Annotated in this window: 10 protein-coding genes; 2 read left to right on the forward strand and 8 right to left on the reverse strand. The window is 27.7% G+C overall.

The window, feature by feature from the left end:
• Nucleotides 1-64: 64 nt before the first annotated feature.
• Nucleotides 65-1,300 carry an aminotransferase class I/II-fold pyridoxal phosphate-dependent enzyme gene (locus ABCM86_RS04295; protein WP_207743836.1) on the reverse strand — a complete coding sequence of 412 codons (1,236 nt, stop codon included), beginning with the start codon at nucleotides 1,298-1,300 and terminating at the stop codon, nucleotides 65-67.
• A 205-nt stretch (nucleotides 1,301-1,505) separates the two neighbouring features.
• Here ABCM86_RS04295 and ABCM86_RS04300 point away from each other — a divergent pair, with 205 nt between their 5' ends.
• Nucleotides 1,506-1,691, forward strand: coding sequence for a hypothetical protein (locus tag ABCM86_RS04300; RefSeq protein WP_195930190.1), 186 nt, complete (start codon nucleotides 1,506-1,508; stop codon nucleotides 1,689-1,691).
• Nucleotides 1,692-1,732: 41 nt separating this feature from the next.
• Here ABCM86_RS04300 and ABCM86_RS04305 read toward each other — a convergent pair whose 3' ends face one another.
• From ABCM86_RS04305 to ABCM86_RS04320, 4 genes are all read right to left on the reverse strand, one after another.
• Nucleotides 1,733-1,921 (reverse strand): hypothetical protein, encoded by a 189-nt coding sequence (locus ABCM86_RS04305; protein WP_243269574.1) that lies wholly within the window; start codon nucleotides 1,919-1,921, stop codon nucleotides 1,733-1,735.
• A gap of 145 nt (nucleotides 1,922-2,066) precedes the next feature.
• Nucleotides 2,067-2,525: a DUF134 domain-containing protein gene (locus ABCM86_RS04310; RefSeq protein WP_195930188.1), complete on the reverse strand. Its 459-nt coding sequence runs from the start codon at nucleotides 2,523-2,525 to the stop codon at nucleotides 2,067-2,069.
• A 187-nt stretch (nucleotides 2,526-2,712) separates the two neighbouring features.
• Entirely contained in the window at nucleotides 2,713-3,564 is an 852-nt protein-coding gene (locus ABCM86_RS04315; RefSeq protein WP_195930187.1) for an Mrp/NBP35 family ATP-binding protein, read from the reverse strand.
• A 126-nt stretch (nucleotides 3,565-3,690) separates the two neighbouring features.
• Nucleotides 3,691-5,592, reverse strand: a complete 1,902-nt coding sequence (locus tag ABCM86_RS04320) for a PAS domain-containing sensor histidine kinase (protein ID WP_195930186.1) — start codon at nucleotides 5,590-5,592, stop codon at nucleotides 3,691-3,693.
• A gap of 178 nt (nucleotides 5,593-5,770) precedes the next feature.
• On the opposite strand from ABCM86_RS04320, the gene ssb reads away from it, so the two are divergent.
• Nucleotides 5,771-6,196 carry a single-stranded DNA-binding protein gene (gene ssb / locus ABCM86_RS04325; RefSeq protein WP_343003550.1) on the forward strand — a complete coding sequence of 142 codons (426 nt, stop codon included), beginning with the start codon at nucleotides 5,771-5,773 and terminating at the stop codon, nucleotides 6,194-6,196.
• 78 nt (nucleotides 6,197-6,274) lie between these two features.
• Here ssb and ABCM86_RS04330 read toward each other — a convergent pair whose 3' ends face one another.
• The 3 genes from ABCM86_RS04330 to glgA form a co-directional block, all read right to left on the reverse strand.
• Nucleotides 6,275-8,155, reverse strand: a complete 1,881-nt coding sequence (locus tag ABCM86_RS04330; protein ID WP_343003552.1) for a glycoside hydrolase family 13 protein — start codon at nucleotides 8,153-8,155, stop codon at nucleotides 6,275-6,277.
• A gap of 6 nt (nucleotides 8,156-8,161) precedes the next feature.
• Entirely contained in the window at nucleotides 8,162-10,588 is a 2,427-nt protein-coding gene (locus ABCM86_RS04335; RefSeq protein ID WP_343003554.1) for a glycogen/starch/alpha-glucan phosphorylase, read from the reverse strand.
• Nucleotides 10,589-10,761: 173 nt separating this feature from the next.
• Entirely contained in the window at nucleotides 10,762-12,198 is a 1,437-nt protein-coding gene (gene glgA, locus ABCM86_RS04340; protein ID WP_195930182.1) for a glycogen synthase GlgA, read from the reverse strand.
• Between the last annotated feature and the right edge of the window lie 2 nt (nucleotides 12,199-12,200).

A 12,200-nucleotide genomic window follows, 5' to 3' on the forward strand; every position in this document is an offset into this window, starting at 1 on the left:
GAAGTATTTTTTTATTTTAAATATAATTTTTATTATATATTACTTTTCTTTTTTATTTTAATTACTATATCTTATCTAGTACTTCTTTTATTATAGCCGGAGCTTTTCTACATTTAGATTTTTCAACTGCGCAAACAGCAAATCTCAATCCCATTTTTAAAGGAACTAAGTAAAGATTTTCTTTTGCTAATTCTTCACACGCCTTCATAGGGTCGTCACATGGTATACTTATAAAGAATCCATCTCTATAAGGTAAAATATCAAGTCCACATTCTTTAGCTCCTTCAACAAAAGAATTAGCTCTTACTAAAAGCATATCTTTATATGAATTCTTTTCAGTTTCATATTCTTCATATTTTTTACTATCTGCAACTATTTGTGATAATACAGCCATAGCTCCTCTATTACAGTTTGACCAAGTTGCTCTGCATGAATGCATTAATGAATAGTAAAACTCTTCTGCTACATCTTTATCTGAAGATATACCTATTGCAGCACCCATTCTCATACCATATGCCGTAAATCCTTTTGACATACTAAATGCAACTATTGTAAGTATATTACTTGGTAAATTTCCAAATTTCTTAAAGAATTTTCTACTTGCATCGTCATCTCTAACAAAATCAATATAAGCAACATCCACAAGAAATACTATCTTCTTTGTAGTATCTTTCGCTGCTTCTTTTGTCAAATCTAATACTTTATCCCATTCTTCATCAGTTAAACTATATCCTGTTGGATTATTACCTGGTGAATTTATTATTGTAAATATTCTACCTTGTTTATTTAGAATTTCAGTAAATTTTTCGCTAAATGATGATATATTGAAGTTTCCTTTTTCATCAAATAAAGAGTAATTTTGTATTCCTCTTTTTGTTTCTTCTCCTATTATTCCATATGGAGACCAATACCAATCTGAAACTAATACATCTTCCCCTTCATCAGTATAATTATACATAGCTAATTTTATGGCACCACTACCACCTGGTGAAGCTACTACTTTAACATATCCTTCTGGCTCATTTCCTTTAAAGCAAACTTTTTTTACTGCCTCTTGGTATTCTGGTTGACCTCCTATAGAAGCATATGCTGAAATTTCTTCATTAGGTAAACTTTTAAGCTGGTCATACACTGTTTTCATAGCTATTAATTTACCATTGTCGTCCATTAAAGCTCCTATTGTTGCATTAATAACCTTATCTTTTCCATATTGCGCCTCAGCTGCTTGCGCCCTTTCTGATAAGCTAAATATTATATCATTTTCTTTTGGCCATTTAGCATGTTCTGCCACCATACTCATATAAATCACCCCTAATTTTAAAATAATTACATTATATGTTGATACCTTACTTATATAATAATAAATTCCAGTTATAGGAATGTCAATAATAAATATATAATATTTTATGAAAATTCTTGAAATTAAATATTTCCAATTTATGTTTATTTATATCAAAAACTTCTATATAATTTAGGTATAGTATGAATTTTAAGGGGTGATATATATGGCTGCAGGCTGTTCAATGGAAAGAGGTATTCACGAAGAAGTTCTTTATAAACAAATAAAAGAAGTTGGATATTCTGATGCAGATTTACTAAAATTAATATCTGATAGAGAAAAAAAGGGGATTATTAATGACTTTGTTTATAGAGCTTACATAAGATTAGCTAAAGAAAGAGGTTTAAAATAATATAATCATATTTTTTAAAAAGGGATCTGAATAAATTAGTTTTATTTCAGATCCTTTTCTTGTCTAAATTTCATCCTTAAATTTTTGAAAAATCTTCTCATTAGATATATTTCATAAGTCATTGCAACGCAACAAATAAGCCTTGTTGTCATGTCTGTAGTATGTAGAGCAACTCTTGTGAAATATAAAAATAAAATTAAATCTACTACAAATATAAGTACATCTAACATCAATTTATTCATCTCCTAAACAAAAAGCTCTGATTTAAACCAGAGCTTTCTATATTCTTCCTAATAATATCAAATTTTAATACTTAAGTCAATATCGCCTATATACTATGCTAAGAAACCTATCTCGTTATATATATTAACTCTATTATTTTTTATTATGCCATTTTTTATAAATACTTTGTTTTTCACTTCCCATAACTTCTGTAGAATAGCACTTAGGGCATACTATCTTATCATGTTCATATTTTATAGTATAAGTATATCCACATTTAGCACATCTAAACTGACAAAACTTTGTTGTATAATTTTCTTCAGAAATTGAAATTATCTTTTGCTGTGTCAATGCTATTGCTATTTTTTTTCGTGCACATTGAATTATATTTTGGAAAGTTTCGCATGAAATTGCCATTTTGCTGGCACATTCCTCTATTGTTAGTCCTTCGACATCTTTTAGACGTATTGCCTCTATTTCATCTACCCTTACTTCAATTTCTTCAATCTCGCTACTTTTTTTACCAAAAGGAGCAAAATAATTCCCCTCTGGATAAAATCTAACCATATTATATAAAAGTTTAACCATTCTAAATCTTGTAGATTTTATCATTATTAATCCCTCCTATACTATCGAGATTAAATTATAAAATATTACTTATTACATTTTATAGTTTAAAGATAATTATATTCCTTTAAAAATACAACTATAACTTAATTTATAATATATGCAATAAAATAGCGCTACTATTAGAATTTTAAATTAGTAACGCTATTTTGAGTGTTTATTTTGTCTATATCTAAGCTTTTTTTACTTCTATATCTTTTAATGAATTTAATAAGTTTATAACTATAGGATTGAATAATCCTTCAACCTCTTCGTCGCCATCTTTATAAACTCCAACAGACACATTTCCAAGTCCTGCATTCATAGGTAATGTTCCAAGTAAGTTTAATTGTAAATCATCCAATAATTTTTCAGTATCATTTCCTTTAAATATTTGTATTTTATTTCCACAGTCTGGGCAGACTATATAACTCATATTTTCAACTAAACCTATTATTTCTATGTTTAATTTTCTGACCATATTTACAGCTTTAGCAACTATCATTGATACCATATCTTGTGGTACTGAAACCATAACTATTCCGTTAATTGGAATTGATTGCATAACTGTCAGTGAAACATCACCTGTTCCTGGAGGCATATCTATTAATAAGTAGTCTAATTCTCCCCAGATTACATCTGTATAGAATTGTTTTACAGTATTAGATATCATTGCTCCTCTCCAAATTACTGGTTGATTTTCATCTTCTAATAATAAATTAAGTGACATTACTTTAATTCCATCAGAGCTTTGAACTGGATATATACAGTTATTAGGAGCTCCCATTGCCTTTGCATCCTTAACACCTAAAAGTCTTGGTATACTTGGACCTGTTATATCTGCGTCTAACACCCCTACTTTATATCCTTGTTTTGCTAAGTTTCTTGCTATAAGTGCAGATACAGTAGATTTTCCTACTCCACCTTTACCACTCATAACACCTATGATTTTTTTTATATTATTTAGAGGGTTGTTTTGAATACCACAACTTTGTTGGTCTTTTCCACATTCCCCTTTAGATGGACATGATCCACAGTTTGACATTTCTAATTCCTCCTTAATTGTTTTTAACATTTGTTGCTAAGTAAATGATAGTATTTTTACCATTTGTTGTCAATTCATGATTTTTTATTTATTTTACTTTTAGGTTTAATTTTATATTCATTAGTTTTACATATATATATCAGAAAATTCCACATCCATCATATTTATTTTATTTTCTTCACATTTTAAATAATGTTTTTTATTATTTTTATTTATTCTTCTTGGTAAAGTAAATATTGTCGAACATCCTTTACCTTCTTCACTTTCTATCTTTACACTTCCATCATGCATCTGAATTAGTGATTTTACTATATAAAGTCCGATTCCACTTCCTTCACGCTCACTTTTCATTTTTGTTCTAACTTGTTCAAATCTTTCAAAAATAGTTGGTATTTTATCTTTAGGTATTCCAATACCTTCATCCTTAACTTCTACAACAACATCTTTTTCCTCTAATCTTACATTTATAAATATTGTCCCATTTTCTTTATTAAATTTAACTGCGTTTGATAGTAGATTTAGCAATACTCGTTCTATCAAATCAGGGTCAAAGCTAATAATCTCTTCTTCTACATCTGTATCAAATACTAAGTTCATGTGCTTTGATTTAATAAAATGAAGTACAGAAGAACATGTATCTTCTATAAAGCTTATTATATCCGCATTTATCGGATGTATATCTATACTTTCTGAATCAATTTTTGTAGAATCGATTAAATTATTTATTAATTTGATTAATCTAAATGTATTTTGCTGCATTATATTTATATATTTTGAAAAGTAATTATAATTATTCTTATCTAAAGTGTCTAATTTTAATTTTAATACTTGTATAGAGCTTAAAATTATGTTTACAGGGGTTCTAAGTTCATGAGATATATTTGTAAAAAAATCTAATCGTATTTTTTCTTTTTCTTCTTCTATATTTACATCTTTTGTTACATCAGTTAATATTCCTATTCTTTTTATAACTTCTCCACATTCATCATGTATAGGTAAAAATTTATATTGTATCCATTTTTCTTTTCCATTTTTTAATTTAGCTTTCGATCTACCTTCATTTAATTCATTAAATTTATAATTATCTAATATTCCATATGGCTGCTTTTCATTTTTAAAAAAATCATTAAATTTATATACATCATGTGCATAATAATCACATGATTCTTCAAATACATTTTCATAAGATGGACTCATATATATTATGTTTTTTTCGTCTCTTATAAAAAATACAGATTCACAGTATTTTGTTATTTCTTTAAAAGTTTTCTCATTATTTTTTAAATTTTCATAAAATCTCGCTCTACTTTTACCATTAATAGCAATTCCCATTGTTCCTATTGGTTTATTTTCGTTATCTAATAAAGGCCATATAGTAGTATCTACATTTTGGTCTCCACCATGTAGTGAGAATGTCTCTTCAAAAATTTTTATTATATTTTCCCTTATAACTTCTTCCTCATTAGCTCTGAATGTATCACATTGTTTTTTAGGCCAAATATCATAGCTATTAAGCCCTTCTACACTCATTTTATCTGTAAAACCAACCTCATCTAGCCAAGTTTGATTTACAGTTACATAGTTTCCTTTTATATCTTTTACCCAAAAATAAATATCATTAGATTTATCTAATATCTCTGTAAATCTAAAAATTTCTTGCTCAAAATTAGATTTACACATAAATATAAAAAATTCCTCTAGATAATAACCATCAACCTTTAAATTTATTCCATATGATTTTTCTCCAAAATTTATACTCTCTAATTTATTTTTTTCAATTCTTTCTAATAATTCGTATATCTCTATCCCCTGTCTATTTGCTTTAAATTTATCTTTAATGATGTCTTTTAAAATATCTATATCTAAATTATTTTTTTTTAACATCTTTTTCAAAATATCTACAAATGATTTATTGTAGTCTACAATATCAAAATCAATATAATTCCCATTTTCATCTTTCTGAGCATTAACTTTTAGGAATCCCTCTCCACTATTTCTTAGGATTTGTTCATAAATTTTTCTACTCATAATCATACCCCTTTTTTTAACGTTCGAGTTTAAGTATAATTTTTTCAAATATATTAAATCATTATATTAATATATTATATTTTTTTAGTAAAAAATCCTTTTTTATACTTTATATTTGTATAAATAATCCATTTTTGTCAATAATCCTTATTAAAAGTAGTAAAAAGGTGGTGCTTTTATGAATATTGTCAATTTAGTTGGCAGGCTTGTTTATGATCCAGAATTAAAATATATAAATAATGACAGAGCTTTATGCACATTTTGTCTAGCAGTATCTAGAAATTATAGAAATAAAGATGGCGTAATTCCAACAGATTTCATATATATAGATATTTGGGGAAGAAAGGCAGAAGTACTATGTCAATATGCATCTAAAGGCTCTTTAATCGCTGTAGAAGGTTCACTAAGAATAGATAAATATTTAGATAAAGATGGTGAAAGTAAAACAAAATCAAGAATATATGCAACTAATTTTCATTTTTTAGGTCATAAACATCCCGAAAATGATACTCATAAACTTTTTGATAATAAAACTTTATTTAATGAAGTAATAAATAAAGATTCACAAAATGAAGAAATATCAGAAGAGCAAATTCCGTTTTAATTAAAACTTCATATTAAAAAAATCTATGGAATATGTATTCCATAGATTTTCTATTTTTATACAAAATATTATTAAATTTTAATTATATATTTTAAATATTCTATATGATTTTGAATCTATATTGATAGTAAATCTTCCATCTACTGATACAGTTTTTTCAGCATTATTGATTAATGAATATATTATACTTTCTTCTTCTATACAATTTGTTTTTAGATTTATATTGATAGTTTGTTTCTTATCACTTCTATTTAAGATAATTAATTCTCTATCATCATCATTGTATCTTATATATGCAAATACTTCATCATTTCCTAAATAAATAAATTCAGTATCACCTAATGTAAATACTTTATTTCTATTTCTAAATTGACCACAATGTCTATAAAAATCCATTATCTCCATATCTTCATTTTTCCAAGGATATGTTTTTCTATTTTCTGGATCTTTTCCACCTTCAAGGCCTGCTTCGTCACCATAATAAATATATGGTACTCCTTCAAAACTCATTTGAGCTAGAATAGCCAATTTTAATAAATCTTTGTCAGATTTTAATGCTGTTTTAACTCTTTCAATATCATGGCTACTCAATAAATTTAAATTTGATTTAAAAGCTTCTTTTGGATAATTTTCTTTTAGTGTTATAAATAAATCATTTAATTTCCAAGATGGTATTTTTCCAGTTAAAAAATCAACTATATTGTCTCTAAATGGATATCCCAAAACACTATCTAATTGACTTCCAAGGAAATAACTTCTTCTCTCTCCATAACTTATCTTATTAGAAGCATCTTCCCATACTTCACCTATTAATATTGACTCAGAATCATTTTTTGTAGTTTCTTTTTTTAATTCTTCTATAAATTTACTTGGAAGTTCATCAGCTACATCTAACCTCCAACCTTTAACTCCCATATCCATCCATTTATTTATTACACTGTCTTTATCATAGATAATATAATCCATAAATGAAGGCTCTAACTCATTTGTATCAGGTAGCGATTCCACTCCCCACCAACATTTGTATTTATTTGAGCCTGGTTTAAACTTAAACCAAGATCTATATGGTGAGTTTTCAGATTGATAAGCACCTATGCTATCATAGTTATTAAATTTATTGAAGTATAAACTATCTGCTCCAACATGACTAAATACACCATCTAATACAATAGATATTCCCTTTTCTGCTGCTTTATCTATTAACTCTTTAAATATTTCTTCATCTCCAAACATAGGGTCTATCTTTTTATAGTTTCCAGTATCGTATTTGTGATTACTTGAAGATTCAAATATAGGACTTAGATATATAATGCTAACCCCTAATCTCTTTAGATATCCAAGTTTGTTGATTATACCTTTAAGATTTCCTCCATGGAAATCCCATCTCGCTACCTCTCCATTTTTATCTTTTATATACATTGGTTCATCGTCCCAATTTCCATATAAAAATGAATTTTTCTTTGGATTGTCAACTTTTCCATTTCTATTTCCATTATTAAATCTATCTACAAATACATGGTATAAAATCCCCTCTTTAAACCATGAAGGAACTTTATAATCTTCATATACTGTTAATTGATATTTATTTAGATTTTCATAAGTATATTCACAAGCCATGCCATTATTATGTGTTTTTCCATAAAATAGCGTTCTATCTTCACCATATATATTTAATTCAACTACAAAGAAATAATAATATACTGCTGGAGTTTGTAGTGGAGAAATTTCAACTGAATACTCTCTAATATCATTATATTCTGATACCTGTTTTAAATCTAACTCTCTTACAATTACAGGTTTTAGGTTTTCATCTTCTTTTTCTATTATTAATTTTATACTATACACATTAAAGTTCTTGTTAACTTTCACTTTAATTGTTGCATTTTGGGAAGTCTTTAAAGCCCCAAATGGAGCTTTAAAGTTTCTATCCCATGAATTGTATCTCATAACATCCGCCATATTATCTTACACCTCTTTAAACCAAATATCATGTATATATTCTTCTATAGTTCTATCACTAGAGAAAAATCCTGAACACGCTGTATTTTTCAATGATATTTTATTCCAAAGGTCTTTATTTATATAAAGTTCTTGTAAACTCTTTTGCGCTTCAATATAAGAGTAAAAATCTCTCAATACAAAGTATTCGTCATTATAAGTTATTAAAGAATCGTATATTGCAATTCCATCTTTTCCTAAACCAGGTATAAATCCATTAACTAAATCGTCTACTACTCTTTTGATTTTTCTATCACTGTGGTATAAATCTTTTGAAGAATATCCACCGAATTTATTGTATTCTAAAACTTGTTCTGCATTTAGTCCAAATATAAACATATTTTCTTTTCCGACTTGTTCAGAAATTTCTACATTTGCACCATCCATAGTTGCTAAAGTTATAGCGCCATTCATCATAAGCTTCATATTACCTGTTCCTGATGCTTCTTTAGTAGTGGTAGATATTTGTTCACTTACATCAGCTGCTGGTATTATTTTTTCTGCTATAGATACACCATAATTTTCAACAAATACTACTTTTATTTTGTTGTTTACTCTTGAATCGTTGTTTATTAAATCTGCAACACTGTTTATAAGTTTTATTATACATTTTGCTAAATAATATCCTGGTGCTGCTTTTGCTCCAAATATAAATGTACGCGGTACTAATTCCATCTGTGGATTATCTAATAATTCATGATATAGATAAAGAATATGAAGTACATTTAATAATTGTCTCTTATATGCATGTAGTCTTTTTATTTGTACATCAAATATTGAATCAGGATCGACTTGTATACCTTGTTTTTTATATATATAATCAGCCAATTTTACCTTATTATTGTGTTTTATTTGGCCAATTCTATTTAAAACCTTTTTATCATCTAAGGATTTTTCTAAATCTTTTAGTTTTGTAGTATCTCTCTTCCACTCATCACCAATTAACTCAGTAATAAAATCAGAAAGCTCTGGATTACAACTCATCAACCATCTTCTATGAGCTATACCATTTGTTTTATTGTTGAATTTGTATGGTTCGTCGTAGTAAAAATCTTTTAATGCTTCTTTTTTTAGAATTTCAGTATGAAGTTTAGCTACACCATTTACACTGTGACTTCCTCTGATACATAGATGTGCCATTCTGACTTCACCATTATAGATAATTCTCATATAATTGATTTTACCCCAGTCATTGTTATATTTACTTTGTAAATAATCAACATATCTTCTGTCTATTTCTTCTATTATCATATAAATTCGTGGTAATAGTTTTTTGATCATTTCAACTGGCCATTTTTCTAAAGCCTCTGCCAAAATTGTATGATTTGTATATGACATAACTCTAGTAGTTATATCCCATGCCTCATCCCAAGAAAATCCTTCGTCATCTAGAAGTATTCTCATTAATTCTGGAATACATAAAGTAGGATGAGTATCATTTATATGGATAGCTACCTTTTTTGGTAAATCCCTTAAACTAACTTTATGTTTTTTACATTTTCTTATTATATCTTGTAATCCTGCACTTACAAAGAAATACTCTTGTTTTAATCTCAATAATCTGCCTGCGTAGTTTGAATCATTTGGATATAAAACTTGTGATATTTCTTCTGCATAGTATTTATATTTTAGTGCATCTTCATAACTACCATCTTGACTTTTTGCATTTCTAGTAACTTCAGAAAAATCCCTATTTAAAACTTCACTCTTCCATAATCTAAGAGTATTTATGCATTCATTATGATATCCTATTATCGGTATGTCATAAGGCATAGCCATAATAGGTATATAATTTTCATGAACTACAGCAAGATTGCCATCAGCTTTTTGTCTTAAATAAGCATCTCCTTCAAATTTTACTACGACAGCTCTATTAGGTCTTACTGTTTCCCAAGGATACTGTCCATTTTTTAGCCAGTTATCTGGTAGCTCAACTTGTGTTCCGTTTACAAATTTTTGTTCAAATAAACCATATTTATATCTTATACCATAACCATGGCCACTAATTCCAACTGATGCCATTGAGTCTAAAAAGCATGCTGCTAATCTGCCCAATCCACCATTTCCTAGACCTGGGTCTGGTTCTGTTTCTATTATTTCATCTAGATTAATACCTAGTTCTTTAAGTCCTTGCTCTATTTCATGTTCAACATCTAAATTTAATAAATTAGATTCCAACTGTCTTCCTATTAAAAACTCCATTGAAAAATAAAATACAGCCTTTTCTTTGTTAATTCTAGTTCCAACCCATTCTTTAGCTATAAAATCTTTAATAACACAACATAAAACTCTAAAAATCTCATCTTTACTTGCTTCTTCTACGGGTTGGGCATATAGACTGTACATTTTTGTTTTAAAAGCATGTTTAAATTTTTTTTTGCTAATTGATATCATAAGCCATCTCCCTTACTATACAAAAATAACCCCTTTTTCACATAAAAGGGTAACGCACTTGCCTAAGCAAGTGCCTAAAATTATATTTATTTGAATTTATATCTAAATATAATTTCCCCTAATATGTCTTTTTGCATTCTGTCACTTTAAATTATTTATTGATAGAAATTTTATTATATGCTCTTATATACATTGATGTAGTCTTTAGCTGATTTTCTCCAACTATTATCAGTATTCATAGCATTTCTAACTAATATGTTCCATGTATTTCTATCGTATTGGTATAATCTCAATGCTTTTTGTAATGTGAAGAACATTTCATGAGCATTGTAATTTGAGAAACTAAATCCGTTTCCTTCTTTAGTATATTGATTATAAGGGTTTACTGTGTCTCTTAATCCACCAGTTTCTCTAACTATTGGTAATGTACCATATCTCATAGCTATCATTTGACCTATTCCGCATGGTTCAAATAATGAAGGCATTAAGAATATATCACTAGCTGCGTATATTTGTTGGGCTAATGAACTATCAAAAGTTATATTAGCTGATACCTTATGAGGATAGTGAGAATCATAATAATGGAACATTGATTGATATTGATTTTCTCCTGTTCCTAATATAACTAATTGTAAATTTTCATTTATAATCTCTGGCATCATAAAAGATATTAAATCTAAACCTTTTTGTGAAACCAATCTAGATACTATACCTACCATTGGAATATTTGGGTTAACTTCTAATTTTAAAAGTTTTTGTAATTCAATTTTGTTTTGTACTTTTCTATCTAGCGAGTTTATATCATAATTCACAAATATATTTGGATCTGTTTGTGGATTATTTATATCGTAATCTATTCCATTTAAAATACCTACTAATTTATGTTGGTTTGATCTTATCAATCCATCTAAAGTATTTCCATAGAATTCTGTTTTTATTTCGCCTGCATAAGTTGGACTTACTGTTGAAACTTTATCAGCAAAATTTATACCAGCTTTCATAAAGTTTATTTGTCCATGGTATTCTATATCTCCATTATAGAAATGACCAGGGTCTACATCTAATACATCTCCAAGTATTTCTTTTGGGAAAATACCTTGATATTGTAAATTATGTATAGTATACATAGTTTTAATATTTCTATATCTTGGTATATAGCTGTATTTTTCTTTTAATAGTAATGGTAGCATTCCTGTATGCCAATCATTCATATTGATTACATCAGGATAAAAACCTAATTTATCTATAGATTTTAAGACAGCGTTTGTGAAGAATAGAAATCTTTCTGCATCATCTCCATGTCCATATATACTGTCTGCTCCATCTCTTTTAAAGTAGTATTCATTATCTATGAAGTAGAATGTTACTCCATCTAATTCTAATTGCTCTACTCCACAGTATTGACTTCTCCATGCTACATCAACACTAAATTCTCCTACTTTTTTTAGTCTGTCTTTTAAGTATGTAGGTATTGTTGAGTATTTTGGAATCATTACCCTAACATCTACACCTTCTCTTTTTAATGCTTTAGGTAATGCATATGCAACATCGCCTAAGCCTCCTGTTTTAGCAAAGGGCCAACACTCTGCTGTCACATAAAGGACCTTCATTT

The sequence above is a fragment of the Clostridium sp. 2218st1_F5_2218SCRN_220325 genome (genome assembly GCF_039062665.1).
Taxonomy (GTDB): domain Bacteria; phylum Bacillota; class Clostridia; order Peptostreptococcales; family Peptostreptococcaceae; genus Intestinibacter.

What these genes read in the sequence shown, in the direction of transcription:
- ABCM86_RS04295 (WP_207743836.1), bottom strand. Translation starts at nt 1,300, where the DNA reads ATGAGTATGGTGGCAGAACATGCTAAATGGCCAAAAGAAAATGATATA.
- ABCM86_RS04300 (WP_195930190.1), top strand. Translation starts at nt 1,506, where the DNA reads ATGGCTGCAGGCTGTTCAATGGAAAGAGGTATTCACGAAGAAGTTCTT.
- ABCM86_RS04305 (WP_243269574.1), bottom strand. Translation starts at nt 1,921, where the DNA reads ATGTTAGATGTACTTATATTTGTAGTAGATTTAATTTTATTTTTATAT.
- ABCM86_RS04310 (WP_195930188.1), bottom strand. Translation starts at nt 2,525, where the DNA reads ATGATAAAATCTACAAGATTTAGAATGGTTAAACTTTTATATAATATG.
- ABCM86_RS04315 (WP_195930187.1), bottom strand. Translation starts at nt 3,564, where the DNA reads ATGTCAAACTGTGGATCATGTCCATCTAAAGGGGAATGTGGAAAAGAC.
- ABCM86_RS04320 (WP_195930186.1), bottom strand. Translation starts at nt 5,592, where the DNA reads ATGAGTAGAAAAATTTATGAACAAATCCTAAGAAATAGTGGAGAGGGA.
- ssb (WP_343003550.1), top strand. Translation starts at nt 5,771, where the DNA reads ATGAATATTGTCAATTTAGTTGGCAGGCTTGTTTATGATCCAGAATTA.
- ABCM86_RS04330 (WP_343003552.1), bottom strand. Translation starts at nt 8,155, where the DNA reads ATGGCGGATGTTATGAGATACAATTCATGGGATAGAAACTTTAAAGCT.
- ABCM86_RS04335 (WP_343003554.1), bottom strand. Translation starts at nt 10,588, where the DNA reads ATGATATCAATTAGCAAAAAAAAATTTAAACATGCTTTTAAAACAAAA.
- glgA (WP_195930182.1), bottom strand. Translation starts at nt 12,198, where the DNA reads ATGAAGGTCCTTTATGTGACAGCAGAGTGTTGGCCCTTTGCTAAAACA.